The sequence below is a fragment of the Sandaracinaceae bacterium genome, from assembly GCA_020633055.1.
Classification (GTDB): domain Bacteria; phylum Myxococcota_A; class Polyangia; order Polyangiales; family Houyiibacteriaceae; genus JADJJE01.
In genome coordinates, this window is record JACKEJ010000008.1 from 84,254 (window position 1) to 110,088 (window position 25,835).

General features: G+C 71.1%; 22 protein-coding genes. 15 read left to right on the forward strand and 7 right to left on the reverse strand.

What is annotated here, in order from left to right; translation table 11 throughout:
* Nucleotides 1–32: 32 nt before the first annotated feature.
* Nucleotides 33–719, reverse strand: a complete 687-nt coding sequence (locus H6726_17230; protein ID MCB9659390.1) for a rhomboid family intramembrane serine protease — start codon at nucleotides 717–719, stop codon at nucleotides 33–35.
* A 123-nt stretch (nucleotides 720–842) separates the two neighbouring features.
* Between H6726_17230 and H6726_17235 the strand changes: the two genes are divergently transcribed.
* The 3 genes from H6726_17235 (at nucleotide 843) to H6726_17245 (ending at nucleotide 3,807) form a co-directional block, all read left to right on the forward strand.
* Nucleotides 843–1,730 (forward strand): zinc metallopeptidase, encoded by an 888-nt coding sequence (locus tag H6726_17235; GenBank protein ID MCB9659391.1) that lies wholly within the window; start codon nucleotides 843–845, stop codon nucleotides 1,728–1,730.
* A 57-nt stretch (nucleotides 1,731–1,787) separates the two neighbouring features.
* Complete coding sequence (locus H6726_17240) at nucleotides 1,788–2,639, forward strand: metallo-mystery pair system four-Cys motif protein (GenBank protein MCB9659392.1); 852 nt, start codon at nucleotides 1,788–1,790, stop codon at nucleotides 2,637–2,639.
* Nucleotides 2,640–2,721: 82 nt separating this feature from the next.
* Nucleotides 2,722–3,807: a di-heme enzyme gene (locus tag H6726_17245; protein MCB9659393.1), complete on the forward strand. Its 1,086-nt coding sequence runs from the start codon at nucleotides 2,722–2,724 to the stop codon at nucleotides 3,805–3,807.
* Here H6726_17245 and ruvC read toward each other — a convergent pair.
* Complete coding sequence (gene ruvC, locus H6726_17250; protein MCB9659394.1) at nucleotides 3,794–4,345, reverse strand: crossover junction endodeoxyribonuclease RuvC; 552 nt, start codon at nucleotides 4,343–4,345, stop codon at nucleotides 3,794–3,796. The two genes, H6726_17245 and ruvC, sit on opposite strands and share 14 nt — an antisense overlap.
* A 168-nt stretch (nucleotides 4,346–4,513) precedes the next feature.
* On the opposite strand from ruvC, the gene H6726_17255 reads away from it, so the two are divergent.
* The gene (locus H6726_17255) at nucleotides 4,514–5,185 is read left to right on the forward strand and encodes a hypothetical protein (protein ID MCB9659395.1); all 672 of its coding nucleotides are present in this window, start codon (nucleotides 4,514–4,516) and stop codon (nucleotides 5,183–5,185) included.
* Nucleotides 5,186–5,195: 10 nt separating this feature from the next.
* Here H6726_17255 and H6726_17260 read toward each other — a convergent pair whose 3' ends face one another.
* Complete coding sequence (locus H6726_17260; protein MCB9659396.1) at nucleotides 5,196–6,161, reverse strand: DUF3829 domain-containing protein; 966 nt, start codon at nucleotides 6,159–6,161, stop codon at nucleotides 5,196–5,198.
* A gap of 174 nt (nucleotides 6,162–6,335) precedes the next feature.
* Here H6726_17260 and H6726_17265 point away from each other — a divergent pair, with 174 nt between their 5' ends.
* The 4 genes from H6726_17265 to H6726_17280 all read left to right on the forward strand — a co-directional run bounded on the left by H6726_17265 (nucleotide 6,336) and on the right by H6726_17280 (nucleotide 10,860).
* A complete protein-coding gene (locus H6726_17265) occupies nucleotides 6,336–8,780 on the forward strand; it encodes a putative metal-binding motif-containing protein (GenBank protein ID MCB9659397.1) in 2,445 nt (814 codons plus the stop codon).
* Nucleotides 8,781–9,002: 222 nt separating this feature from the next.
* On the forward strand, nucleotides 9,003–10,202 hold the full coding sequence (locus H6726_17270; protein ID MCB9659398.1) for a hypothetical protein: 1,200 nt from the start codon (nucleotides 9,003–9,005) through the stop codon (nucleotides 10,200–10,202).
* Nucleotides 10,203–10,333: 131 nt separating this feature from the next.
* Nucleotides 10,334–10,621, forward strand: a complete 288-nt coding sequence (locus H6726_17275; GenBank protein ID MCB9659399.1) for a BrnT family toxin — start codon at nucleotides 10,334–10,336, stop codon at nucleotides 10,619–10,621.
* 5 nt (nucleotides 10,622–10,626) lie between these two features.
* The gene (locus H6726_17280; protein MCB9659400.1) at nucleotides 10,627–10,860 is read left to right on the forward strand and encodes a BrnA antitoxin family protein; all 234 of its coding nucleotides are present in this window, start codon (nucleotides 10,627–10,629) and stop codon (nucleotides 10,858–10,860) included.
* A 55-nt stretch (nucleotides 10,861–10,915) separates the two neighbouring features.
* Here the strand turns inward: H6726_17280 and H6726_17285 are convergent, their stop codons facing one another.
* A complete protein-coding gene (locus tag H6726_17285) occupies nucleotides 10,916–11,641 on the reverse strand; it encodes a hypothetical protein (protein ID MCB9659401.1) in 726 nt (241 codons plus the stop codon).
* 124 nt (nucleotides 11,642–11,765) lie between these two features.
* On the opposite strand from H6726_17285, the gene H6726_17290 reads away from it, so the two are divergent.
* The 3 genes from H6726_17290 to H6726_17300 are packed head-to-tail and all read left to right on the forward strand — an operon-like array spanning nucleotide 11,766 to nucleotide 15,771.
* Nucleotides 11,766–13,286 (forward strand): insulinase family protein, encoded by a 1,521-nt coding sequence (locus H6726_17290; protein ID MCB9659402.1) that lies wholly within the window; start codon nucleotides 11,766–11,768, stop codon nucleotides 13,284–13,286.
* The gene (locus H6726_17295; GenBank protein ID MCB9659403.1) at nucleotides 13,283–14,863 is read left to right on the forward strand and encodes an insulinase family protein; all 1,581 of its coding nucleotides are present in this window, start codon (nucleotides 13,283–13,285) and stop codon (nucleotides 14,861–14,863) included. Before H6726_17290 ends, H6726_17295 begins: the two co-directional genes overlap by 4 nt.
* A gap of 17 nt (nucleotides 14,864–14,880) precedes the next feature.
* Nucleotides 14,881–15,771, forward strand: a complete 891-nt coding sequence (locus tag H6726_17300; GenBank protein MCB9659404.1) for a LysR family transcriptional regulator — start codon at nucleotides 14,881–14,883, stop codon at nucleotides 15,769–15,771.
* A gap of 22 nt (nucleotides 15,772–15,793) precedes the next feature.
* On the opposite strand, the gene H6726_17305 is transcribed toward H6726_17300, so the two are convergent.
* From H6726_17305 to H6726_17315, 3 genes are all read right to left on the reverse strand, one after another.
* Nucleotides 15,794–17,797: a hypothetical protein gene (locus tag H6726_17305; protein MCB9659405.1), complete on the reverse strand. Its 2,004-nt coding sequence runs from the start codon at nucleotides 17,795–17,797 to the stop codon at nucleotides 15,794–15,796.
* Between the two features lie 69 nt (nucleotides 17,798–17,866).
* Entirely contained in the window at nucleotides 17,867–18,742 is an 876-nt protein-coding gene (locus tag H6726_17310) for a hypothetical protein (GenBank protein ID MCB9659406.1), read from the reverse strand.
* An 81-nt stretch (nucleotides 18,743–18,823) separates the two neighbouring features.
* Complete coding sequence (locus tag H6726_17315) at nucleotides 18,824–19,420, reverse strand: hypothetical protein (protein ID MCB9659407.1); 597 nt, start codon at nucleotides 19,418–19,420, stop codon at nucleotides 18,824–18,826.
* A gap of 304 nt (nucleotides 19,421–19,724) precedes the next feature.
* Here H6726_17315 and H6726_17320 point away from each other — a divergent pair, with 304 nt between their 5' ends.
* The 4 genes from H6726_17320 to H6726_17335 are packed head-to-tail and all read left to right on the forward strand — an operon-like array spanning nucleotide 19,725 to nucleotide 25,750.
* A complete protein-coding gene (locus tag H6726_17320) occupies nucleotides 19,725–20,858 on the forward strand; it encodes an amidohydrolase (GenBank protein ID MCB9659408.1) in 1,134 nt (377 codons plus the stop codon).
* Between the two features lie 43 nt (nucleotides 20,859–20,901).
* Nucleotides 20,902–22,665, forward strand: a complete 1,764-nt coding sequence (locus H6726_17325; protein ID MCB9659409.1) for an amidohydrolase family protein — start codon at nucleotides 20,902–20,904, stop codon at nucleotides 22,663–22,665.
* On the forward strand, nucleotides 22,662–24,326 hold the full coding sequence (locus tag H6726_17330) for an AMP-binding protein (GenBank protein MCB9659410.1): 1,665 nt from the start codon (nucleotides 22,662–22,664) through the stop codon (nucleotides 24,324–24,326). The genes H6726_17325 and H6726_17330 overlap by 4 nt, the downstream gene beginning before the upstream one ends.
* Nucleotides 24,323–25,750 (forward strand): aldehyde dehydrogenase family protein, encoded by a 1,428-nt coding sequence (locus H6726_17335; GenBank protein MCB9659411.1) that lies wholly within the window; start codon nucleotides 24,323–24,325, stop codon nucleotides 25,748–25,750. The genes H6726_17330 and H6726_17335 overlap by 4 nt, the downstream gene beginning before the upstream one ends.
* Nucleotides 25,751–25,835: the final 85 nt, after the last annotated feature.

Sequence of the window (25,835 nt, forward strand, 5' to 3'; positions counted from 1 at the left end):
CCGGCCCGCGTCGCAGTCATCCGTGGGGACGGTCAGCGCTCGGCCGTGTGCCGACGCTGCAGCTGCACGGCGATCCAACCCACCACGAAGCCGCCCACGTGGGCCCACCAGGCCACCCCGCCGTGCGCGATGTCGGCGCTGCTGAGCAGGCCGTAGACCAGCTGCAGGCCGAACCAGACAAAGATGAAGATGAAGGCCGGGACCTCGACGAAGAGCGCGAGCGGGATGGGCACGAGCGTGAGCACGGGCGCGCGTGGATGCAGCACCACGTAGGCCGCGAGCACGCCGCTGATGGCGCCCGAGGCGCCCACCATGGGCACCAGGCTGTGCGGGTCGACCGCCACCTGGAACAGGGCCGCGCCCAGCCCGGCGCCCAGGTAGAACAGGAGGAACTGCGGGCGCCCGAGCTCGTCCTCCACGTTGTCGCCGAACACGTGCAGGAACCACATGTTGCCCAGCAGGTGCAGCCCACCGCCGTGCAGGAACATGCTCGTCAGCGGCGTGACGAGCGCTCCCAGCGCCCCCCCGTCCGAGCGCAGCGTGCCGAGGGCGCCGCCCGTCAGCACGCCGGGGACCACGCCGTAGCGGGCTAGCAACACGGTGGCGGCCTCCGACGACAGGCTCAGCTCGTAGACGAACACAGCCGCGCTGATGGCGATCAAGGCCCACGTCACCACGGGCTTGCGCCGGGTCGGGTTCATGTCGCGCAGCGGGAGCACGCCCCGATGTGAAGCCGTTCGGGGCGGGGACGCAAGCCGGCGCAGACACACCAGCGCCGATTGTCCCCTTGCAGGGACAGTAGCGGGCCCGCATCCTCGCTCTGTCACGAGCCGGAGAAGCGCATGCGTTGGGAACGACGAGGGACGAGCCAGAACATCGAGGATCGTCGCGGAGCAGGCGGCGGAGGCCGCCGAGGCGGGTCTGGCACCAAGCTGGGGCTCGGCGCCACCATCCTGATCCTGCTGGTGGCCTACGTCCTGAAGGTGGACCCGCAGACGCTCTTCGGCGCTGCCGAGGCGGTCTCCGGGACAACCGGCGGGGGCGCGAGCACGGCTCAGAGCAGTGGCCCAACGGCCGCCCCCAGCCCCGAAGAAGACGAGCAGGTGCAGTTCGTGAGCTTCGTGTTGGATGACGCGCAGGCCACCTGGCAGCGTCTGTTCCAGGCGCGCGGGCAGACCTACCGGGACGCGCGCCTGGTGCTCTTCACGGACGCTGTGGACTCGGCCTGCGGTGCGGCGGACGCTGGCACCGGACCCTTCTACTGTCCCGGCGACCAGAAGGTGTACATCGACCTGTCGTTCTTCCGCGAGCTACGCACCCGCTTCCGTGCGCCCGGCGACTTCGCGCAGGCCTACGTGCTGGCGCACGAGATCGGGCACCACGTGCAGACCCTGCTCGGGACCAGCGCGCAGATCCGCACGGCACAGCGCGCGGACCCCAGCCGCCGCAACGACCTGCAGGTGCGCATGGAGCTGCAAGCCGACTGCTACGCGGGCGTGTGGGCCAACGGCACGGCGCGACGCAACCTGCTCGAGATGGGCGACCTCGAAGAAGGCCTCGCGGCGGCCGCAGCGGTGGGAGACGACCGCCTACAACGCGAGGCTACGGGCCGCGTGGAGCCCGAGCGCTGGACCCACGGCAGCTCCGAGATGCGGCAGCGTTGGTTCACGCGCGGTTATCAGACGGGTGACATGAGCCAGTGCGACACGCTGCAGGCCACGTCCCTCTGACGACGTGCGACGATTTGCCGCATGCCGCGGACATGCCAGAGGGGCTAGGTTGTGGGCATGACTTCTCGCGCCACCCGCCTCCTCGGTCTCTCCCTCCTGGCCCCCCTCGCCTTCGTGAGCGCCTGCGACGACGCCCCTGCGCGCGAGCCCATCTCGCTGGCGTTCGCGGCGACCGTGGGTGACGAGCCCTTCGTGTGCGGCCAGACGTTCACTGGCCTCGGCGCGAGCGCGGACCAGAGTCTGACCATCCGCGACGCCCGCATGTACGTGCACAACGTGCGGCTGGTGACGCGTGAGGGCGACGAGGTGGCGCTGCGGCTCGACGAGGACGCGTTCCAGCACGACGGCCTGGCGTACATCGACTTCGCGGACAGCGGCATCGCGGGCTGCGAGGGCAACCCCGAGACACGCCTCGTCATCAACGGCACCGCACCGGCGGGTGACTACGTGGGCGTGCGCTTCACCATGGGCGTGCCCTTCGAGACCAACCACGACGACGCCTCGATCGCCGCGTCGCCCTTGAACATCACGGACATGTTCTGGGCCTGGCAGAGCGGCTACAAGTTCCTGCGCGTGGACGGCGCCTCGGTCGGGCTGCCCGCCTGGCGCTTCCACCTGGGCAGCACGGGCTGCGAGGGCGCGGACCCCGCCGCCGGCATGGTGACGAGCTGCGCCGCGCCCAATCGCGTCGAGGTGTCGCTGATGGACATGGACCCGGCCACGGACACCATCCTGCTGGACCTGGGCGCGCTGGTGGACTCCGTCGACCTCGACACCCAGACCGTGGACACCCCCCCGGGCTGCATGTCGGGCGCGACCGATCCGGACTGCCTGGGCTACTTCGAGGCGCTGGGGCTCCCGCACGGCGCGATGGCGGCTGGCACGCAGCGCGTCTTCCGCGTGGACTGAGCGCGTGCATCGTCTCTCGCGCTCACGAACTCCCCAGAGGCCTCTGCTGACGCTCGCGCTCGGTGCAGGGCTCGTCGCGACGATGCTCGGCTGCGGTTCCGAGCACGGCTACACCCTCGACCTGCCCCGAGGCTTCCCCGAGCCGCGCATCCCCGAGGACAACCCGCTCACCGAAGCGAAGGTCGAGCTGGGGCGCTTCTTGTTCTACGACGTGCGACTGAGCGAGAACCAGACGCAGTCGTGCGGGAGCTGCCACGCGCAGTCACGCGCGTTCACGGACGGTCGCGCGACGGCGCTCGGTTCCACCGGCGACCACACGGCCCGGGGCGCGATGGCGCTGGCCAACACGGGCTACGCGGCGACGCTCAACTGGGCCAACTCGGCGGTGGTGACCCTCGAGCAACAGGCGCGCATCCCGCTGTTCGGCGAGGACCCCGTGGAGCTGGGGCTCTCGGGTCAAGAAGCGCTCTTGTTGTCCCGCCTCGCCGCCGACGCCGACTATCCCTCGATGTTCGCGGACGCCTTCCCGGCAGACGCCGACCCCATCAGCGTCCAGAACGTGCTGCGAGCCATCGCCTCGTTCGAGCGCACCCTCATCTCGGGCGAGTCGCCGTACGACCGCTTCGTGGCGGGTGACGAGGGCGCGCTTTCGGACTCGGAGCGCCGGGGGATGGAGCTGTTCTTCAGCGAGCAGGTGGAGTGCTTCCACTGCCACGGAGGCTTCAACCTGTCGGGGTCGGTGGACCACGCCGGCAACTTCTTCGACCAGTCGCTGTTCGCGAACAACGGGCTGTACAACGTGGACGGCATCGGCGGCTATCCGGCCACGAACACGGGGCTGTTCGAGCTCACCGGAGATCGCCTGGACATGGGGCGCTTCAAGCCGCCGACGCTGCGCAACATCGCGTTGACGGCGCCGTACATGCACGACGGGTCGCTCGCGACGTTGGAAGACGTGATCGACCACTACGCGCGCGGTGGCACCCTGACGCCCGACGGACCCAACGCGGGCGACGGGCGGCTGAGCCCGCTCAAGAGCGGGTTCATCGCAGGCTTCGTCCTGACCGAGCAGGAGCGCGCAGACCTGCTGGCGTTCCTGAACGCGCTGACCGACGAGGCGTTCGTGACGGACCCCCGCTTCAGCAACCCCTTCCTCAGCGCGCCTTGAGCCCACGCCGCGCCGCCGCCGCACGGGGCAGGCGCACGGCCGGCTTGGTGACGGGCGCGAGCGCCGCGTGCATGCGCGCCGCCTGCGCGTGCGTGAGCGCGATGGCGAGCGCGTCGGTGGCGTCGATGCCCGGAAGCTCGGTGAGCCCCAGCATGACCCCCACGATGCGAGCCACCTGCTGCTTGTCGGCCGCGCCCTTGCCGACGATGGAGCGCTTCACGACCGCGGGCGGGTACGGGTGCACGGACAACCCCGCCTGTGCGATGGCGAGCAGGGCGACCCCGCGCGCGTGCCCGAGCTTGAGCGCCGCGTTGGGGAACTTGGCCATGAAGATGTCCTCCACCGCCGCCGCACCGGGCGCGTACTCGTCGATGAGCGCGCGGAGGCCGGTGTGGATGGTCAGCAGGCGCTCTTCGAGGGGCGCCTTCTCACCCGCCGTGAGCGTGCCGGCCGTGATCAGACGCAGGCGCGTTCCGTCGCGCTCGATGACGCCATAGCCCGTGCGAACGGAGCCCGGGTCCACGCCGAGGACGCGCAAGACGGCCATGTCAGGCCCACCGTGGTGTGTGCAGCATCACTGGGTCCACATAGCGCATGCAGCGCGCGGTGCGTCAAGTGCGTGGCCCGCGTCGGCGCCACCAGCGACACGAGACACGCCACCGAAAGCTCTGGGAACCACGGGCGATGGCTGTGCTAGCCTGCGCCCGTGCCCTCGCTGGACGCTGGACGCTCGCTTCTGCCCACACCGTCATCGCTGGCGCGCGCCGTGGGGCTGGCTGCGCTGCTCTCGGGCTGCGGCGGCGCTTCGGCCGGGACACCCCCGCGCGACACCGCGCGCGCGTACGCCGAGGCGGTGCGCCGTGGAGACGCCGAGTCGGTCTACGCGCTCCTCGACGCCGAGACCCGTGCCGGGCTGACGCTGGAGCAGCTGCGCGCTCAGCTGGCCGAGAGCCCGGAAGAGCTGCGCGAGCAGGCCGCCGCAGTGGACGCCGCGCTGGCCGACCCGCAGCTGGTGCAGACGCGCGCGCGCGTACCGCTGCGCTCGGGGCAGCACGCGGTGCTGGTGATCGAGAGCGACCGCTGGCGCCTCGTGGGCACGCTGCTGGACTCGGTCTCGCTCGCCACGCCCGAAGACGCGGTCATGGCGTTCCGGAGCGCGCTGGCTCGTCGCAGCCTGCCCAGCATCACGCGCATCCTCGCGCGTGCCCCGCGCGCCGAGATCGACGCGCAGATCGAGCGCTTCCTGGAGGACACCGAGGACGAGCCCGCGCTCGACGTGGACATCCAGGACAACGAGGCCACGGTGCGCACCCCCAGCGGTCGCGTCATCCGCATGGTGCGCGAGGCCGGCGAGTGGCACGTGGTCAGCGTGGAGTAGGCGCTCGGCCTCAGCGCACGCGGTCGCTGTAGCGCACGCGGTTGGCCCCCTCGATGGCGCCAGCGAACGCGCGGTCGAGCTCGGTCTGGCGGCGCTGCCGGTCGTTGCTGCGGCTGGGCGGCTCGCGCATGGACGTGACCAGCGCGTTGGACGCGCGCACCAGGGTCTCGAGCCCGCGCAGGAACGCCAGGTACTGCCCCTGGTAGAGGTCGGAGTGGATCTCCTGGGGTGCGGACTCGGCGCGCGGCTTGATCTCGGCGACGCCCGCGGCGATGGTCTGCGTCACACGCGACAGCGCGTCGAGGTCGAGGGTCGGCGCGTTCAGGATGTCGCGCATGGCCTCCACCTCGTTCATCAGGCTCAGGTGGAAGTAGCGGAAGTTGCGCCCATAGCGACGCTCCGTGTCCTGCAGCACGGTCGCCCGTCGCGCGCGACTCTCGGAGTCGATGAACGTCAGCAGCTCCGTGTCCGCCGCGAAGTACGCCTGGTAGGCCCCCATGAGCTGCCGGTGGTACGTGTTGCCCTGCGCGCACGCGTCCGTCGTGTAGCCGCGGTCACGGTGGTAGTACGCGTAGGCCCCATTCCATGCCGGGAGCTCGGCCGCCGCCGCGTCGAGCATGGCGGTCGCGAGGGCGTCCTGCGGGAGGCGCGGCGCGCGACGGAGACGCCGACGGAAGGCCGGGATGGTCCCGGTCGCGTCCCCAGCGTGGTACATGCCGCGCCCTGGCTGCCGCTCGGCGGTGCAGGGGTTGTCCGCGGGGAGCCCCTCCAACGTGGGCACATAATTGTCGTGACGCGCGCGCATGGCCCGCGTGAACGTGTTGTGGATCTCGATGTAGAGCTCGAGCTTGTCACTCCGCGCGTCGGCGCGCGCGTGGGCCTCGAGGACGCTGCTCTGCCCCAAGGTGGCGAGCGACGGCAGCAGCACGGACGAAGCGGCCCAAGCCGCGAGCACCAGACAGAACGTTCTGATCACATTCACCTCCTAGAACCCCGAGCCCCTCTCCTGGCGCGCAAGGTAGGCGACGTGCGCGTCTCCAGCCAGCCGCACGCGTCCATTTTGGGTTCTGACCGGGTCTCGCGGTTGTCATTCGTGACCGAGGGGATACTCTTTTCGTGCGCCCGACTACGGGCGGTGGGCAGGAGTGTGATGGTGGTGTGCACGCAGGGGCGTTCGAGGTTTGCGCGGGCTTGGGCCCTGATCGGGGTCGTTGGACTGGGACTCGCGGTAGCGGGATGTGGTGGCGACCTGACGCCCCCTGGCGACGCTGGCGGCACGTGCGCGAGCCCGAGCGACTGCGACGATGGCCTGTTCTGCAATGGCGCCGAGCAGTGTGCGCCTGGTGACCCGAACGCAGGCGCCGACGGGTGTGTGGCGGGCACGCCCCCGTGCGCTGTGGCCTCGTGCGACGAGACCGGCGGGCGCTGCGACACCACCGACTGCACCACACCCGACGTCGACGGTGACGGCTACGACTCGGTGGCGTGCGGTGGGTCCGACTGCGACGACGACGACGCCGACCGGAACCCGGGGGCGCCCGAGCGCTGCGAGGGCATGCTCGGAAACGGACAGCCCGCGGCCGACCACGACGAGGACTGCAACCCGTGCACCGTCCGCTCCACCGCGAACGGCAGCGTGGACGGCGACATGGACATCGACGGATACCCCGCCGACACCTGCAGCAACCCGTGGGACGGGCCCAGCGCGCCTTCGGGCTGCGACCCGATGCTGACGCGCCGCGACGACGACGCGATGACCGTGCACGGCTCCGACTGCGACGACGACGCGAGCGGCGTCCACCCGAACCTGCTCGAGACCTGCGACGAAGTCGACAACGACTGCGACGGGACCGTCGACAACGGCAGCTTCTTCTTCGACGCAGATGGCGACGGGTACGGGGACGCCGCCATGCCCGGGACCGTCTGCGGCCCGCGCTGGGTCTCGAACGACGACGACTGCGACGACACGCATCAGTTCACGTACCCGGGGGCCACCGAGCGCTGCGACGGGAAGGACAACGACTGCTCTCTGCCAGGCGCTCAGCGCGGCGGGCCCGACACCTCCGAGGACGCCGACGGCGACCAGCACACGTCACCGCTGGCCACGTGTCTCGGCCGCGGCGAGGTGGGGGCGCTCGGGTGGGAGTACGTGCGGGACGACTGCAACGACGGCGAGGCCACCATCTACGCCGGGGCCCCCGAGATCTGCGGCAACAACGTGGACGAGAACTGCAACCTGGTGGCCGACGACCCCATGCGGACGGTCTACGCCGATACGGACGGCGACGGCCACGGGAACCCGAGCGCGTCGATGCAGGTGTTCAGCTGCGGGGCCGTCGTGGGCTACGCCGACGTGGGCGACGACTGCGACGACACGCGCGGCAACCGCTTCCCCGGCAACACGGAGGTGTGCGACCGCATCGACAACGACTGCAGCGCGGGCTCCCCTGTGGCGACCGAGGAGGACAGCGACAACGACGGGCACGCAGCGATCGGCGCGCCTTGCGCAGCCATGGGCGAGCTGGGGGCCACGCCCGGCGCGTTCCCCCGCGACGACTGCAACGACGCGCAGGTGAGCTGGCACCCGGGCGCGACCGAGTCGTGCAACATGGGCGAGGATCGCAACTGCAACGGGCAGACGGGTCAGGCCGACGCGGCGTGCGCTTGCACCAACGGCATGATGCGGTCGTGTGGCACGGATCGCGGTGAGTGCACCCTCGGCAACCAGGTGTGCGGCGTGGGCACGTCGGGTCAGTGGGGGACGTGCAGCACCACCCTGCCCGGCACCAACCCGGACACGGCCTGCGACGGGGACGACGACGACTGCGACGGCCGCGTGGACGAGGCGCCGGTGTGCACCACCCTCTGGGACGCCGGGGACTTCAACACCACCCGCCTCAACTGCGCGGGCAGCAATTGCTTCACGAGCGCGACCGACCAGTACGGTCTGCTGGCCAACGAAGACGTCACGCGGCGAGGCGTGTACACGCGCTACGCCTCCCAGACGACACAGCTGTGGCGCATGGACGCCGACGTGTACATCAACCCGGGCTACACGGCCCCCGCGCCCGCCACGGCCCCGGTCGCAGCCACCCTGAGCATCGGAGCCTTCGCGACGGGTACGGTCCCGAGCGGGGCGAACGAGCCGACCTCGGACGGTCTCTACGCCCGCTGGGACACGCTCTCGAATACCCTGTTCTTGCAATTCCGAAGCGGGGGCACGGCGACCACCCTGGACACGGACGGGCTGTCGGCGAGCTGTAGGCTCTATGGCAACACCGCCACCGCGACCCACAGGATGACGCTCGAGTACACGACCCTGTTCGGGGCCGCTACCAGCGTCGTCGCAGAGGTGTACCGGGGCAACACGCTGTGCGGGCGAGCGTCGGCCGAGATTGGCCTCGACTCGCCCGAGAACGGCCCGCTCCTGGCGTTGCTACAGACGTGGAGGGCCAAGTTCTTCTATGGTGTGTGGAGCACGTCCTCTCCCGAAGGTGCGCTCGGCTACTTCGACACGGCGCGCGTGGACCAGCTCGAGATCCGCCGACAGTCCGGGCTCACGGGCTCCGGCCCATGCGACTTCTGTCCGCTCTGACCGGTGCGACAGGCCCGACGTCGACGGCCGCGGCTGGCGCACACCGGCGCACATCATCCGCTGCGCCGGTTCGTGTCGTGTTGGAAATCACGTTCCCGGCGGCGCGTGTCGTGCGATAACGTGCCGATGCGGTCGCGGAATCTCTCCTGGGTAGCCTCAACATGTTCGACGCCAGCCCGTCTGCGCACGTCGTGCTTCGCGCGACGCGGACGGGTCGCGCTGATGCTCGCGGCCGGCGTCGTGGGCTCGGTCGCGGGGTGCGGGGACGGTGACGCACCGCCCATCGACGACGGGACGCTCCGTCCACTGGTCGAGCTCGGACGGCACCGCGTGGAGGTGGCGGAGTCGCGCCAGGTGGTGCCGAGCGCGGGGCTCCCCGACGAGGTCACGCCGCAGCAGTCGAACAACAACGTGGACGTGATCCGTCACGAAGGGCGCGTGTACATGGCGTGGCGCACCGCGCCAGACCACTTCGCCGGACCGAACACGGTCATGTACGTGGTGAGCAGCGCCGACGAGGTGACCTGGCGCTACGAGGCCGAGTTCGCGCTGGGCACGGACGTGCGCGAGCCGCGCTTCCTCGCGGTGGATGGCACGCTGTTCCTGTACATGAGCGTGCTGGGCGTGAGCGAGCTGGAGTTCATGCCCATGGGCGTGCGCTACGCGACGCTGCCTCCGGGCGGCAGCTGGAGCGCGCTGAGCGAGCTCTACGGCGACGACACCCTGGTGTGGCGCCCGGCCACCATGCGCGACGGGCGCCACTTCATGACGGCCTACAACGGCGGCGTGCACATCTACACGTTCGACGGCGAGCCGCTGCAGATCCACTTCCGCACCAGCACCGACGGCATCCACTGGACGCCCGTCGGAACGGACTCCGTCGTGTACGAAGGGGGCGGGAGCGAGACGGCCTACACGCTGGCCGACAACGGCGACCTGTTCGCCGTCATCCGCGTCGAAGCGGCCGACGCGTTGGGTCTCGGCAGCCGCGTGTGCCACGCCCCCAGCGACGACCTCGGCAACTGGACGTGCGAGACGGACTTCAAGAAGTACGACTCGCCCCACATGTTCGCCTACGACGGCGAGATCTACCTCGTGGGTCGACGCAACGTCACCGAGACGGGCTACTTCGGCGGCGAGGGACTGAGCAACGCGACGATCGCGAACCTACGCTACGTGGCCGCGCCCAAGCGCTGCAGCCTGTGGCGCATCGTGCAGGACGAGCTGCGCGTGGCGTACATCACCGACCTCCCCAGCAACGGCGACACGTGCTTTCCGAGCGTGATCGAAGGCGACGAGCCCGGCGAGTTCATCGTCTACGACTACAGCTCCGACCCGGACGGCCCCGAGCTCAGCTGGCGCCCCGGGCAGCTGGGCCCGACGCAGCTCTACCGCCACGTGCTGCGCTTCCGCCGCCGGTAGACGTTCCGCGACCGACGCGGGCGGCAAGTAGCCCTCCGGCTGCCAGCGAGAGGAGGGGAGGGAAGACGGGCTGCTCGCGTCCTGGTCGTGCTTCGGCTTGCATGTACGTACATCGTACGTACCATGAAGCGATGCCCAACCTCCGGTTCGAGTGGGACGAGCGGAAGAACAGCGCGAATCGACGCAAACACCAGGTTGGTTTCGAGGAAGCACAGACAGCCTTCGCCGATGACCTCGGCCTGGTGATCGACGACCCAGACCACTCACACGACGAGGAGCGCTTCGTCCTCCTCGGGATGAGCTCCGCGCCGAGGCTGCTGGTGGTCTGTCACTGCGTGCGCGAGGCCGGGGACGTCATCCGCATCATCTCGGCACGCAAGGCGAACACCGCGGAGAGGCGCGCATACCACGAGAGGTGAGCACCATGAAGAAGCAGTACGACTTCACCAACGCACGACCCAACCCATACGCCAAGCGACTGAAGAAGTCGGTCACGATCCGTCTCGACCAAGACGCGCTCGCGTATTTCCAGTCCCTCTCGGAGGAGTCTGGAATCCCCTATCAGACGTTGATCAACCTGTACCTCCGAGACTGCGCAGCGACACGCAAGAAGCTGCACCTCAACTGGAAGGCCAGCTCCGAGAAGGGTGCTGCCTGACGACACCGTGCGGGCGGCCTGGTCGCGCTCGGCGGTGCGCGAAGCAGGACGGCGGTCAGTCGCGCACGGCGACGTCGTTCGAGCGCACGGAGACTTGCCCATCCTGGCCCACGCAGGCCAGACGCACACGGCTCCCCGTGCCGGGTGGGTTCACGTCCGAGAGCTCCGCCTGGCAGCGCCCCGGCGAGTGATACAGCCCCTGCATACGGTCGCCCGAGCGCTCCGCGAACAGCCCGTAGCGCGACCCGGACGCGGCGGGGGCCACGACCACCCCCACGACGCTTCCGGGGAGGGGGTCGCGCAGGGTGGCGCGCAGCCCCCAGGTGGGCGGTGAGTACGGCTCCTGGGAGCCTTCGTTGCGGTACATCTCGACGCTCCGCACGAAGCACGGCGCGGGCGCGGCCTCCTGCGCGTCCACCCACGTGACGCGCAGCTCACCGGCCGGGCCCGTGACCACTCCCGCCCCCGCCACGAAGCGGTTGGGGATGAGGCGCACCAGCCCGGGCGCCAGCGGGCTCGCGTGGACACGCACGGGGGCGTCGTCGACGGTCATGCTGTAGCGTCCTGCGAACGGCTCGCGGGTCCCGCCTCCGAAGCTCATGTCGACACCCAACAAGACCGCGCCGGTGCGCCCCAGGCGCGCTCCCGCGGCGGTGCGGTACACCGGCATGAAGCCGGGCTCCGCGCAGGCGCCCGCGCGGGCCGTGCGCGGGGAGAGGGACGAGAGCGCAGCGGCGCCGAGCGCGCCCGCGGACCAAGCGAGGATGTCACGTCTGAGCATGGCGTACCTTTCTACCACCGCTGCGACCCCTCTGGGTGGCCCGAGCTTGGGCGTCGCGCGCGCGGCAGGACCCTTTCGCGCAAGGCGTGGTCACTCCCCTCTGCTTCGTGTTATGCGAGACCCCATGACGCCACAGACGCAGAGGACGCAGCTCGGGACCGAGCTCGGCACGCAGCCCGGCACGCACTCCAGAGCGGAGCGCGAAACACAGCCCACGACGAAGCCGAAGACACAGCGCACCAGCCGCGTGCGGCTGGCCCTCGGCGCCCTGCTCGTGCTCACGCTCGCGAGCCTCGGCAGCTACGACGCCCTCGCGCAGCGTGCGCGCCGGCCGAGCGGCGGAAGCAGCTCCCTGTCGCAGCTGCCCGTGGTGCGCGAGCGCCTGGACAACGGCCTGCGCGTGGTGATGAGCCCCGACCGCAGCATCCCCACCGTGGCCGTCGCCATCTACTACGACGTCGGGTCGCGCAACGAGGTGCGCGGGCGCTCGGGCTTCGCCCACCTGTTCGAGCACATGATGTTCCAGGGCTCGGCCAACGTGCGCAAGGGCGAGCACTTCACGTTCATCGACAGCCGCGGCGGCGACATGAACGGCACCACCAGCTCGGACCGCACGAACTACTACGAGACCCTGCCCAGCAACGACCTGGCGCTCGGCCTGTGGCTCGAGGCGGACCGCATGCGCTCGCTGGCCATCACGGAGGAGAACTTCGAGAACCAGCGCCAGACGGTCAAGGAGGAGCGCCGCCAGAGCTACGACAACCGGCCGTACATGAACAGCATCCTGCGCATCAACGAGCTGGCCTACGGCAGCTACTGGCCGTACGCGCACTCCACCATCGGCGACATGGCGGACCTGGACGCGGCCACCCTGCCGGATGTGCAGGCCTTCTTCGACGCCTACTACCCGCCCAACAACGCGGTGCTCAGCATCTCGGGGGACTTCGACCCGGCCGAGGCCATGGTGCTGGTGCGCCAGTACTTCGGGGACATCCCGTCGCGCCCCGTGCCCGCCTACGAGCCCGGGCCCATCGCGCCGCAGACGGGCGAGATCGTCGAGAGCATGACGGACCCGCTGGCCCCGTTCCCCGCGTTCCACGTGGACTACCGCATCCCCCCCAGCCGCGAGGCAGACCACTACGCGCTCGAGATGCTGGGTCTCATCCTGGGCGATGGCGAGTCCTCGCGCCTGTACCGCATCCTCGTGAAGGAGCGCGAGATCTGCCAGCAGCTGCACGTCGGCACGGACGACCAGCGGGGCCCGGACCTGTTCTCGGTGTTCGGCATCATGGCCGGCACGCACCAGCCGGCCGAAGCGCGCCAGGTGGTGTACGAGCAGCTCGAGAGCATCGCGCAGACCGGCGTCACCAACCGTGAGCTGCAGAAGGCGCGCAACCGCGTGGCCTCGTACTTCGTGTTCGGGATCCAGTCCAGCCTGGACCGCGCCCAGCGCCTGGCGGAGTTCGAGATGTACTACGGCAACGCCGAGCTGCTGCGCACCGAGATCGACCACTACAACGCCGTGACGCTGGCCGACATCCAGCGCGTGGCCCAGCAGTACTTCGGCCCCACCCAGCGCACCGTGCTGGACGTGCTGCCGCCCGCCGCAGCCGCCGGCGCCGCCCAGAACGGAGCGAACCCGTGAGCCTCATGACCTGCACCCCCACCGCGCGCGGCCGTTCGCTCCGCGTGCTGCTCTGCCTCACCGTGCTCCTGTCGCTCGCCTTCGGCGCGTGCAGCCGCGAGCAGGCGCCCCCGCCCGAGTACCCGCCGCTCGACAGCGTCGAGGGCGAGGAGACCCCGCTGGCCGAGACCGAGCCGGAACCCGAGCCGGAGCCCGAGACCCCACGCGAGCCGCCGCCCGAGAGCGGCACACCGCGTGACATCGCGTTCCCCGCCATCACGCGCTCGACGCTCACCAACGGCCTCGAGCTCAACACCGTCACCAACACGCAGCTGCCGGTGGTGTACCTGCAGCTCGTGGTGCGCAGCGGTCGCGAGACCGACCCGGCCAGCCTCCCGGGGCTGTCGTCCATCGTGGCCGACATGCTCAAGGAGGGCACCACGCGCCACACCAGCGCCGAGCTGGCCGAGGAGATCGAGTTCCTCGGCGCGGACATGGAGGTGGCCGCCACGTCCGAGAACCTGGTGCTGACCTTCCGCGCGCTGAAAGAGCAGCTGCCGCAGGTGCTCGCGCTGATGGCGGAGATGACGCTGTCACCCGCGTTCGACGCGGAGGAGCTGGAGAAGCTGCGTCGGCGTGAGCTGGACCGCCTCGAGCTGAGCGAGCAGGACCCGCGCTACCTGGGCCGGCGCGCGTACTACCAGGCGCTCTACGGGGCGCACCCCTACGCGCGCGTGGACACCACCGCCGACGCGGTGCGAGCGATCACCCAAGAGAACCTGATCGCATGGCACCGCACGCACGTCGTCCCCAACAACGCGTACCTGGTGGTGGTGGGTGACGTCACCGCCAGCGACGTGCGCCGGCGCGCCACGACCGCGTTCCGCACTTGGCGGCGCGGCACCGTGCCCGAGGTGAGCTACCCCGAGGCGCCCACGCGTACCGCGCGCGAGGTCATCATCGTCGACCGCCCGGGCTCACCGCAGACGCAGATCCGCGTCGGCAACCTGGCCATCACGCGCGCCGACGAGGACTGGATCCCTCTCCAGGTCGCGAACCAAGTGTTGGGCGGCGGCGCATCGTCGCGCCTGTTCATGGACCTGCGTGAGCGCCGCAGCCTGACCTACGGCGCGTACTCCTCAGTCGAGGAGCGCGAGCAGGTGGGACCGTTCACGGCGGTGGCCGCCGTGCGCACCGAGGTCACGGCCGAGGCCATGGCGGCGTTCTTCGAGCACCTGGTGGCCATCTCGAGCGTGGCCGCCGACGCCGACGAGACGCAGCTGGCGCGGCAGTTCCTCAGCAACTCCTTCCCGCTGACGATCGACACGTCGGGCAAGATCGCGAGCATGGTCGCGAGCCTGCGGAGCTTCGGGTTGCCCGACGACTACTGGGAGAGCTTCCGTACGCGCATCGGCACGGTCACCCCGGAGCAGGCCCTCGAGGCCGCGCGCGAGCATGTGCGCCCGGAGCAGATGGTGGTGGTGCTGGTCGGCGAAGCGGCGCAGATCGCCGAGCCCATGCGCGCCTACGGCCCGGTCACCGTCACCAACACGCGCGGCGAGGTGCTGCGCCGCTTGCCCGCCCGCGCACGGCGGTGACCCGCACGTAGTCCACGATGGACCTGGACGAGACACGCACCCTGCTGGCGCTCGCGGAGGAGGGTAGTGTCTCACGCGCCGCGGAGCGCATGGGTGTGTCGCGCGCCACGGTGCGGCGTCGCCTCGCCGCGCTCGAGGAGCGGGTGGGTGTGTCCCTCGCGCGCAGTACCGACGCGGGCGTCGAGCTGACGGCGGCGGGTGCGCTGTACGTGCGCCACGCCGCGGGGCCCGTGCGCGAGCTGGACGCCATCCAGCGCTTGGCCGAGGGCGCGGGGCAGGAGCCCACGGGGTGCCTCGACGTCGCCATGCCCGTGGGGGCGTCGCGGCGGCTCGGGTCCATGTTCGTGCGCCGCCTGCTGGACGTGTGGCCCGAGCTACGCGTGCGCCTGCGCGCCACCACGGACCCCGTGAGCCATCTGCATCATGGGGCGGACGCGGCGCTGACGCTGACGCTCCCCGCGGCGGGCGAGCTGGTGGTGCAGAGCATCGGCCGCAGCGCCACCCAGCTGTACGCCAGCGCGGACTACGTGGCGCGCGCGGGGAAGCCGCGCAGCCTGGCCGAGCTCGCGCAGCACACGCTGCTGCACACCATCCTCGACGGACACGACCCGCGGGCGGTGGGTGAGCACGACGAGGTGTCGTGGCCGCTGCGCGAAGGGGGCGACGTGCGCGTGACCCCACGCGTCCTGTCGACCGACAACGAGTTCATCCACAGCTGCGTCGCGGACGGCATGGGCATCGCCATCTTGCCCACGTTCGCCTCCGAGGGCCTGGTCCCGGTGCTGCCTCGCCTCGTGGGCAGCTCCTCCACGGTGTGGGCGGTGACCACCCGCGCAGGGACGCACCTGCCCCGCGTGCGCGCCGGGCTCGAGGTGGCGGCGCAGCTCTTCAGCGACGAGATGCGCTGACGCGCGCCCATCTCCCCGGGCGCTACTCGGGCGCGGGGGACAGAAAGGTCAGTGTGAGCCGCATGGCTGTCGCGTGCTCTGGAGGAGCCCCGACGAACGGCGTAGCGCGCAGCGCGTCGGCCGCGCAGGACGCCACGGGGCCCATCCCTGGGGCGGCGGTCTCGTCGGGGCGCGCAAAGACGATGGCCGCGCGGCCGTCTGCGCCAAGCACCAAGCGCACGTTGACGTTGCCCGCAGCGTCCGGCGCCAAGACGCGACCGGCTCGGGTGCACGCCACGAGAGCATCGTGCAGATCGCCGCGCAGCCAGCGGTTGACGTCCCGCTCTTCGACGCCCGGCGCGTACCGCACGAGCGCGTGGACGCGCGGTGCGTCCACCGCCGGGTCCGCGGGCGTTGGCACCGGGGGCAGCGGAGAGCGCATGGGGATTGCAGGCAACTGGTCGGGCGCTGGGACGAGTCGGAGCGCGAGCGGCGTGAGCTGGGTCTCGACGGCGCTCAGCGCTTGCATGAGCGAGAGCGGCGTGGCGTCGGCCCCGAGGGCGAGCACCACCGTGGGCACGGGGCGCTCGAGCGCCCGATAGGCGGCGACCGTGGCTTCGTCGCTCAGCGAAAGCGTGAAGCCTTCGGCGTGCTCGAGCGCCTCCAGCGCAACGCCGACGGTTCCGCGGAGGAAGGACATGCCCGCGGCCTCGCAGCGCGTCACCCCGGCGATGCGCGCCGCGTAGGCCGGCGCAGACACGAGCGCCCGCACGACCGCATCGTCACGAAGCTGCGCGAGCGCACTGGGCGAGACGACCGGCCCGACCAGCTCGATGGTGGCGAAGCCTGCGTCGACGGCGGCCCGGAGGAGCTCGCGCAGCGCCTGCGACGAGACCCTTCGATCGACGGCGACGCTCAGAGGGTCCGGTGCATCGGCTGGCTCGCAGCCCGGCCATGGCTCGGGCGCGTACAGCACACCCCTGATGCCCATCGCGGAGGGGGACTCCTCCCGCGCCGCGTCATCCGCCGCCTGCTCTGGCGGCGACTCGCCGAAGAGGGCGAGCTCGGCTTCGTACGCGGCCGTCCGCAGCGCGCGCTCCTCGGCCAACCGCGCCCGCACGAGCCCGAGAGCCTCCACGAGAGCCCCGTGCTCCATCGGCAGCGCGTTGCCGCCGGGGAAGGTGCGCGCGCCGTCGACACCGAGGACGACGGTCACCGCGCCGTCTGGGTAGGAGGTGTTCCGGTCCTCGCCCAGCTCGGTCTCCACGATGGGCTGAAACTCGGCGTCGCGAGACCACGGCTGTGCGAGCACATCCACGACACGCGCCCGCGCCCACGCGATCAGCGCGAGGTCCCCGTGCAGCGCCACCCCCAGCAGCGCGAGGACAGCCGCCGCCTCTCGGGCGCGCACCGCGCTGTTCGGGCGAAATCGTAGGTGCACTACAGCGGCCACGAGCGCCAGCGCCATGGCCGTGACACGGATGTTGGTGGCGGTCTGCCACGTGTCCGCAGCCGCCGTGAGGAGCGTGACGTAGTCCTCGCGAGCGTGCTGCGGCAGCTCGTAGAACGTCACGGCGTGCACGTAGTCGTGGAACGACGCGGCGAGCGCTGCGCCCGCGAGGGTCACGGTCACCCATGGCGACGTTCCACCGTGGGCGCTGGCCTCGCGGGCCTCATGGGTGGCCCGGGACCTCAGCGCGACCAGGAGCAGCGCCAACACCGTCCACAGCGCGCCGCTCAGCCCCAGCCCGAGCCAGCAGCGCGCATGCACCAGCGAGAGGAGACGGGCGCCGATCGGCGCCAACGACGAGACGTCGACGTCGAAGAGGAAGCCCCCCTGGTCCCGGTGGATGGCGCGGGTGTCCCGCCAGGCCAGGCCCAGCGCCACGAGCAACGGCAGCGCGGCGACCACGAGCCAGAGCGGCGCGAGCCCCGCACGGCCACGCCAGCCACGCACGCCCCCGACGGCGAGAGTCCCCAGCGCAACCATCGCAGCGCCGAGGACGTAGCGCGTTCCGTCGTCCGGGAGATCGAGGAGGTCCCACATGGAGGGAAGCACACGGGAAAGCGCGGCATACGTCAACCGACCCGCGCGTGCGTCGGCGCCGCCGGCGATTCACCCGGCGACGTGAGACCCACAGTAGAGCGCACCCGAGGCACCCCCGAGCACGAGCCCCGACGGCTCCAGGAACACCGCGCAGCGCGGGTCGGGCACGACGGCCTCGAGGACGTCCTGCCGCTGGCCATCCTCGACGAGGGCCACGCTGCCCCAGAGCAGGAAGAGCGCGCGCCGGCCGTCGGCGGAGAACGCGAACATGTCCGCGGCTTCGTAGCGATCCCGGAGTGGCTCTCCCGTGCGGGCGTCGAAAGCCTGACTCCAGCGAAAGGGCGGCGACGGAGAGTTCGACACCTCCGCGTACGACACCACGACCTGGCTCGAACACACACCGAACGCCATCAGGTCGTCCCGGTCTTGCGAGGCGAAGACGCGACGCGCCTGCGTCTCGAGGTCGAGGGCGACGAGGTCTGGGCCTTCGGCGAAGTAGAGGACCCCTCGCGCCGCAGCGAGCACGGCAGTGCGGCCGGAGAAGCCGCGGATGGATTCGAGGCACACGCCCGTGTCGACGTCCCAGCGGCGTATGGTGCCGTCGCGGCTGGCCGAGAGGAGCGCATCGCCCCACCACGACACGAACGTCACCGGCGCGCTGTGTCCCTCGAGGCGACGGATGTGCTCCCCGCCCTCGACCCCCCACACGGACACGCTGCCGGCCCCGTGTGCCGTCGCGATGTGGGTGGCGCTGAGGGCGCCCGTGTCGACGGGTTCGTCGTGCGCAAGCTGGACCCGGGGCGCGAGCGACGCGTCACGACCCGCGACATCGTAGACGCACGCCGTACCGTCCATGCTCGTGGACAGCAGGCGCGCGCCGTGAACGTGCAGTGAGGTGACCGGCCGCGTGTGAGCGTGCAGCGTGCGGAAGGTGTAGCGAGACATGGGCGCCAGGTGCCTCAGCCTGCCACAAGATGCGCGCCGGACGGCGATCGCAGCGCCACGCTCGTTCGCGCTCGCGAACGGCTAGGGCGAGACGCGCGTCTCGATGCCGAAGCCCAGCATGAGCCGGTTGTTCGCGACCCCTTGCATGGGTCCGTCGAACACATGCTCGAGCTCGGTGTCGATACGCACGTTGATGTTGGTCGACACGGGCAACAGCAAGCGTAGGGACGCGAAGCCACCGGTGTAGCGGTCGTCCTCGCCGCTCTCGCGTCGATCGTCGTGGTAGCGCACGCCAGCGCCGAGCTGGAGCGCAGCGTTCTGGGCCTGGAACAGGTGAACGCGCACGGCGCCGCCCACGTGGGGGCCTGTCGCGTTGATGTGGTCGCCGTTGATGGTGGTGGTCCCGCCGAGGATCTCGACCGCCAGCATGCGGTAGAAGAAGCCTACGGACGCCTCGAGCTGATAGCCGAACGAGCCACCGCCCAGGTTGAGGTTGGAGCCGAGCCCGACGCCGACGTACAGGCCGATGTCGGGGGTGCGCGCAGGAGCCGGGGCGTCCGTCGTGACGAGCTCCGGGGCAGGGGTGGAAGGGGCGCCCACGTCCTGCGCCGCGACGTCGAGGGGCATCAGCGCGAGCATGAGGACGGGGGCGGAGAGGATCGGGGTGAAGGTTCGCATGCCCGGACAGTGGGTCTGCCCCTCCCGGCGCGAAACGAACCGAGACATGCCAGCACGTGGAACGTTTTCGGCCACTACCGGTCTGCGAGAGCGCGCCCGCGATGAACGCATTATCGAGCCCGGGCCGCGCAGGCCCGTAGAATCATGGGGCGCGGGCCGCTCGGCCGGCGGAGCGCGTTCGCCGCTGCGCCTATCATAAGCGGGGCGAATGACCCCATGCCGAGTTTCCATTTCGTAGCGCGGGAGGGCCTCTGTACACCGGGAGGGACCGGACGACGCGCTCGTTCGGCAGAAGGACGCGCCCATGACGACCCCTTTCGACTACGGCTTCTTCTCGGCCGACTCCCACGTGACCGAGCCCCCCGACTGCTACGCGCGCTACATCGAGCCGGCCTACCGGGAACGCGCGCCGCACATCGTGCGGGACGCCAAGCGCGGCGACCTGTACGTGATCCCGGGGCTGGACAAGATGTCGGTCCCGATGGGCCTCGTGGCCGCCGCCGGCGAGGAGTCCGGCAAGATGAGCTTCAGCGGGCGCAACTTCGAAGACTGGCACCGCTCTGGCTGGGACCCAGCGCACCGACAGAAGGATCAGGCGCGCGATGGGATCGCGGGAGAGCTGCTGTTCGCCTCGGTGGGCATGCCCCTCGCCGGGCACCCCGACCTCGACTACCGGCGCGCGTGCATGACGGCCTACAACCGCTGGCTGCAGGAGTACTGCGCCCATGACCCGGCCCGGCTGTTCGGCGCGGCGCAGGCCGCCATCAAGAACGCGTGCGAAGGGGTCGCCGAGCTCGAGCTCATCAAGGAGCAGGGCTTCCCTGCGGTGATGATGTCGGGCATGCCCGGCGAGGCGGACTACGACGACCCGCAGTACGACCGCCTGTGGGCCGCGGCCGTGGAGCTGGGCTTGCCGCTGTGCTTCCACATCCTCACCAACCAGAGCTACGGCGGGCACCGTGGGCCCAAGATCAACGCGCTGCTGAACGTCATCCGCAGCGTGCAAGACATCGTGGGGATGCTGATCTACTCGGGGGTGTTCGACCGCTTCCCCGGGCTCCGGGTCGTGTGCGTGGAGGCCGACGCGGGCTGGGTGCCGCACTACACGTACCGCATGGACCACATCTACAACCGGCACCGCTTCTGGAACAAGGCGCCCGCGCTCGAGCGCCTGCCGTCCGAGTACTTCTTCGAGAACGTCTTCCTCACGTTCCAAGACGACTGGACCGCGCTCAAGATGCTGGACCAGCTGAACCCGCAGCGGCTCCTGTGGGCCAACGACTTCCCGCACTCGGACTCCACCTGGCCTCTCTCGGAGGCGCTGGTGGCCGAGCACTTCGCCGCCGTGGACCCCGCGCTGGCCCGCCGCATCCTGCGCGACAACGCGACCGAGCTGTTCGGCATCACCGCACCCGAGCAAGCGCCCACGGTGAACTGAACGCGACGCGGCCGTGATGACGACGACGCACGACGGAGAACGCATGGACTACGACCTGAAGCTCGTGGGCGGGACGATCATCGACGGGAGCGGCGCGCCGGGCCGGCGCGGCGACGTCGGCATCAAGGACGGCGTCGTGGTGGCGCTGGGGAGCGCGCCGGGGAAGGCCACCGAGACGCTCCACGTCACCGGTCGCGTGGTGTGCCCGGGCTTCGTGGACATCCACACGCACTACGACGCGCAGGTGCTGTGGGACAACCGCCTGACCTGCTCTCCGTGGCACGGCGTCACCACCGCCGTGGTGGGCAACTGCGGGTTCGGCGTGGCGCCCATGCGGCCCGAGCACCGCGACACCATCATGCGCACGCTCGAGAAGGTCGAGGGCATGTCGTACGACGCGCTCTCGGCGGGGCTCGGCGAGGACTGGCCGTTCATCACGTATCCCGAGTACCTCGACGCTCTCGAGGCGCGTGGCTGCGCGATCAACCTCGCCTCGGTCATCGGGCACTCGCCGTTGCGCCTCTACGTCATGGGCGCGGACGCGACCGAGCGCGAAGCGACGGAGGCCGAGCTGGCGGAGATGCAAGCGCTGGTGCGCGAGGCCATGGACGCCGGGGCTATCGGCTTCTCCACCTCGATGGCGCCGACGCACCACGGCGCGGGGGGCAAGCCCGTGCCGAGCCGCCTCGCCGCGTTCGACGAGGTGGACGGGCTGGTGGCGGCCATGCGCGAGAGCGGGCGCGGCGTGCTGCAGGCGGCGCAGGGCAAGCAGCTCTTCAACCGCGAGTTCGTGGACCTGGCGGAGCGCCACGGTGTGCCCATCACCTGGACGGCGCTGCTGGCGGGCATGGCGGGCCCGGGCTCGCACCGGCGCTTCCTCGACGCGGCAGCCCAGCAGGCCGAGGCGGGGCTCACCATCGTGCCGCAGGTGGCGTGCCGCCCGATCATGTTCGACTTCCATCTGGCCGAGCCCTACCCCTTCGAGATCCTGCCGTCGTTCCACGACGCCATGCGCGCAGACCGTGAAGGCAAGCTCGCCATCTACGCGGACGCCGCGTTCCGCGCGCAGTTCAAGCGCGAGTCGGCGCCCGACGCGAAGAACGTGGACGCGGGCTGGCCTGCGCGGGCGGTCATCGCGCGCTACGACGCGGACCCCTCGCTGGAGGAGCGCCCCGTTCTCGAAGTCGCGCGTGAGCGGGGCGTGGACCCGGTGGACCTGGTGCTGGACCTGTCCATCGCGAGCGGGCTCACGGCGCGCTTCCGCTTCGCGTTCCTGAACCACGACCAGCACGAGGTGCGCGAGCTCATCACGGATCCCCACACGGTGATCACGCTGTCGGACGCGGGCGCCCACGCCGACCAGCTCTGCGACGCGTGCTACGCGACGCACCTGCTGGGGCACTGGGTGCGCGAGCAGGGGGCGCTGACGCTGGAGCAAGCCGTGCACGCGCTCACGGCGAGGCCCGCGCAGCTGATGGGTCTGCGCGACCGCGGGCTGCTGGCCATCGGCCGCCCGGCAGACGTGGTGGTGTTCGACCCGGTCTCCGTGGCACCCGCCCCGCTGCGCCGCGTGCGCGACCTGCCGGGAGGCGCCGAGCGCTTGGTGGCAGACGCCATCGGGGTGGACGCGGTGATCGTCAACGGGCGCGTGCTGCGTCGGCACAACATCGATCAGGTGGGTGCTGCCGAGGCGCTGCCTGGGGTGCTGCTGCGCGGCGGCTGCGGGCCCGTGCGCGCGCAAGAGCCCGTCTCGTCACGCGGACGACGCCCGGACGACTCGCCGCGGCCGGAGCTACCGCCCCGATGAGCGCGCCTCTCCCGGTCGAGACGGGCCAGACGGCCGAGAACCAGAACACGTCGTCGCCCCCGTCGCGTGTGGCCGAGACGGTTGGGACGGCATCGGAGGCGCGGGGGCCGACGGCGACCGAGCGCGAGCGAGCCGCGAGCACGGGGATGTGGCTGGCCATGTGGGCCGCACACCAGGGGGGCGCGCAGGCGGTGCTCTCCCCGTCCGGAGACCGCACGTTCGCGGAGCTGAACGCCAACGTGAACCGCTTGGCGCGGGCGCTGCGCGCGGCGGGGCTCGTACCGGGTGACGCCGTGGCGCTCGTCTGCGGGAACCGACCCGCCTTCGTCGAGAGCGTGCACGCCTGCTTGCGCGCGGGGCTGCGCTACACGCCGGTCAACTGGCACCTGACGGTGCACGAGATCGTGCACATCGTGGACGACTGCGAGGCCAAGGCGGTCATCGCGGACGCGCGCCACGCGGAGACCTTGGGGGAGGTCCGCGGCCGCTGCCCAGGGGTCCGTGTGTGGTTGGCCGTCGGCGGGCCCATGGAGGGCTACGCCGACTACGAGGCCACCCTTGCGGCCCACGCGCCCGACGACCTGGCGGACCCCGTGCTGGGCTCCCGCATGCTCTACACCTCGGGCACCACGGGGCACCCCAAGGGCGTGGTGCGGCCGCCCAACTACTCCACGGGGCTCGAGGCGCACACGACCGCGCCGAAGTACCGCGCCGGGACCGGGAAGCTCAACCTGTGCACGGGCCCCTACTACCACGGCGGGCCGCTGAGCTTCTCGCTGCTGGCGCCGCTGGCGGCCGGGGTGGGCGTGGTGGTCATGGAGCGCTTCGACGCGGAGGACGCGCTCCGGCTCATCGCGGAGCACCGCATCACGCACACGCACATGGTGCCCATCATGTTCCACCGCCTGCTGCGCCTCCCAGCCGAGGTGCGCGCGCGCCACGACGTGAGCTCCATGCAGTACCTGCTGCACGGCGCCGCCGCGTGCCCCGTCGAGACCAAGCGGGCCATGATCGACTGGTTCGGGCCTGTGCTGTGGGAGTACTTCGCGGCCACCGAGGGCTCGGGCGCCTCCGTGGGGTCCGAAGCCTGGCTGCAGCGGCCGGGCACGGTCGGGCTCCCGCCCACGCCGGACCACCTCCGCATCCTGGACGCGGCTGGCGAGCCGTGCGCGGCGCGCGAGCCCGGGGTGATCCACATGAAGCGCAGCGACACGGACTTCGCCTACTGGAAGGACCCGGAGAAGACGGAGCGCGCACGTCGCGGCGGCTACTTCACGGTGGGCGACATCGGCTTCCTGGACGAAGACGGGTTCCTGTTCGTCACGGACCGCGACGCGAACGTGATCGTGAGCGGCGGCGTGAACATCTACCCGGCCGAGGTGGAGGCCGTGCTGCTCACACACCCGCGCGTGCGCGACGTGGCCGTCATCGGCGTGCCCAACGTGGAGTGGGGCGAGGAGGTCAAGGCGGTCGTGGAGTGTGCCGCGCCACAGCCGGACGAGGCCGCGCTGGCGGACGAGCTGATCGCCTACTGCCGCGCCCGCGTGGCGCGCTTCAAGTGCCCGAAGACCATCGACCTCGTGGCGCACCTCCCACGGCTGGACAACGGTAAGCTCTACCGCCACCAGCTGCGCGCAGCGTACCGAGGAGTTGCTCCATGAGGCCTTTGGACTTGGGTTCGTTCTACATCGACGGGGCGTGGGTGCCGGCCGGCGACGTGCCGACGCACGCCGTGGTGAACCCGGCCACGGAGGCGGTCGTCGGCCGCGTCAGCCTGGGCACCGCCGCGCACGTGGAGCAGGCCGTGGCCGCCGCGCGCCGCGCGTTCGCGAGCTACGCGCAGACGTCGCGCGACGAGCGGCTGGCGCTGCTGGGGCGCGTCACCGAGTGCTACGCCGCGCGCGTCGCGGACCTGGCCGCCGCCATCAGCGCCGAGATGGGAGCTCCCATGGCGCTGGCGAACGCCGCGCAGGCTCCGTCCGGGCTGGGTCACCTCATGCACGCGGCCGAGGTGCTGAAGACGCTGCCGCTCGAAGAAGTGCGCGGCCGCAACCTGATCGTGCGCGAGCCCATTGGCGTGTGCGGCTTCATCACGCCCTGGAACTGGCCCGCGAACCAGATCATGTGCAAGGTCGCGCCGGCCCTCGCGGCGGGCTGCACCATGGTGCTCAAGCCGAGCGAGATGACGCCGAGCAACGCGGTCATCATCGCCGAGATCCTACACGAGGCCGGCGTGCCCAAGGGCGTGTTCAACCTGGTGCACGGCGACGGCCCGGGGGTTGGCGCCGCGCTGGCGGCGCACCCGGACGTCGACCTGGTGTCGTTCACGGGCTCGACGCGCGCGGGCGTACTGGTGGCGAAGGCCGCGGCCGACTCGGTCAAGCGGGTGACCCAGGAGCTGGGCGGCAAGTCGCCCAACATCGTGCTGGCGGACGCCGACCTGGAGCAGTCCGTGCGGCACGGCGTGGCCACGGTGTTCCGCAACAGCGGGCAGTCGTGCAACGCCCCCACGCGCATGCTGGTGCCCCGAACACGCCACGCGGAAGCGCTGCGCATCGCCGCCGCGGCGGCCGCGGAGGTGCGCGTGGACGACCCGAGCGAAGGTGGGGACGTGATGGGGCCCGTGGCCAACGGCGCCCAGTTCCAGAAGATCCAGGCGCTCATTCAGCGGGGCCTCGACGAGGGCGCCACGCTGGTGGCGGGCGGCGTGGGCCGGCCCGCGGGGCGCGAGGCGGGGTTCTACGTGCGTCCTACCGTCTTCGGCGACGTGCGCAACGACATGACCATCGCGCGCGAGGAGATCTTCGGGCCCGTGCTGTGCATCCTGCCGTACGACGACGAAGCGGAGGCCGTGGCCATCGCGAACGACACGGAGTACGGCCTGTCCGCCTACGTCCAGGGCAGCCCCGAGAGCGCCATGCGCGTGGCCCGCCAGCTGCGTGCGGGGCAGGTACACCTCAACCAGGCGGGAGCGGACTTCAGCGCACCCTTCGGTGGGTACAAGAAGTCGGGCAACGGCCGCGAGTGGGGCGCCGAAGGCGTGCTCGAGTTCTTCGAGACCAAGGCGCTGCTGCAGCCCGAGTGAGGCGGGCAGAACGCGTGGAGACGGCCATCCCGAGCGGCCCCGGCCGCGTTGCGGCGTGGGACCTGTAGGGCAGGCGGACACGCGC

Coding starts and splice junctions, on each gene's coding strand:
- H6726_17235 (MCB9659391.1), top strand. CDS start 843: ATGCGTTGGGAACGACGAGGGACGAGCCAGAACATCGAGGATCGTCGC.
- H6726_17240 (MCB9659392.1), top strand. CDS start 1,788: ATGACTTCTCGCGCCACCCGCCTCCTCGGTCTCTCCCTCCTGGCCCCC.
- H6726_17245 (MCB9659393.1), top strand. CDS start 2,722: ATGCTCGGCTGCGGTTCCGAGCACGGCTACACCCTCGACCTGCCCCGA.
- H6726_17265 (MCB9659397.1), top strand. CDS start 6,336: ATGGTGGTGTGCACGCAGGGGCGTTCGAGGTTTGCGCGGGCTTGGGCC.
- H6726_17270 (MCB9659398.1), top strand. CDS start 9,003: ATGCTCGCGGCCGGCGTCGTGGGCTCGGTCGCGGGGTGCGGGGACGGT.
- H6726_17275 (MCB9659399.1), top strand. CDS start 10,334: ATGCCCAACCTCCGGTTCGAGTGGGACGAGCGGAAGAACAGCGCGAAT.
- H6726_17280 (MCB9659400.1), top strand. CDS start 10,627: ATGAAGAAGCAGTACGACTTCACCAACGCACGACCCAACCCATACGCC.
- H6726_17285 (MCB9659401.1), bottom strand. CDS start 11,641: ATGCTCAGACGTGACATCCTCGCTTGGTCCGCGGGCGCGCTCGGCGCC.
- H6726_17290 (MCB9659402.1), top strand. CDS start 11,766: ATGACGCCACAGACGCAGAGGACGCAGCTCGGGACCGAGCTCGGCACG.
- H6726_17300 (MCB9659404.1), top strand. CDS start 14,881: ATGGACCTGGACGAGACACGCACCCTGCTGGCGCTCGCGGAGGAGGGT.
- H6726_17305 (MCB9659405.1), bottom strand. CDS start 17,797: ATGTGGGACCTCCTCGATCTCCCGGACGACGGAACGCGCTACGTCCTC.
- H6726_17310 (MCB9659406.1), bottom strand. CDS start 18,742: ATGTCTCGCTACACCTTCCGCACGCTGCACGCTCACACGCGGCCGGTC.
- H6726_17315 (MCB9659407.1), bottom strand. CDS start 19,420: ATGCGAACCTTCACCCCGATCCTCTCCGCCCCCGTCCTCATGCTCGCG.
- H6726_17320 (MCB9659408.1), top strand. CDS start 19,725: ATGACGACCCCTTTCGACTACGGCTTCTTCTCGGCCGACTCCCACGTG.
- H6726_17325 (MCB9659409.1), top strand. CDS start 20,902: ATGGACTACGACCTGAAGCTCGTGGGCGGGACGATCATCGACGGGAGC.
- H6726_17330 (MCB9659410.1), top strand. CDS start 22,662: ATGAGCGCGCCTCTCCCGGTCGAGACGGGCCAGACGGCCGAGAACCAG.
- H6726_17335 (MCB9659411.1), top strand. CDS start 24,323: ATGAGGCCTTTGGACTTGGGTTCGTTCTACATCGACGGGGCGTGGGTG.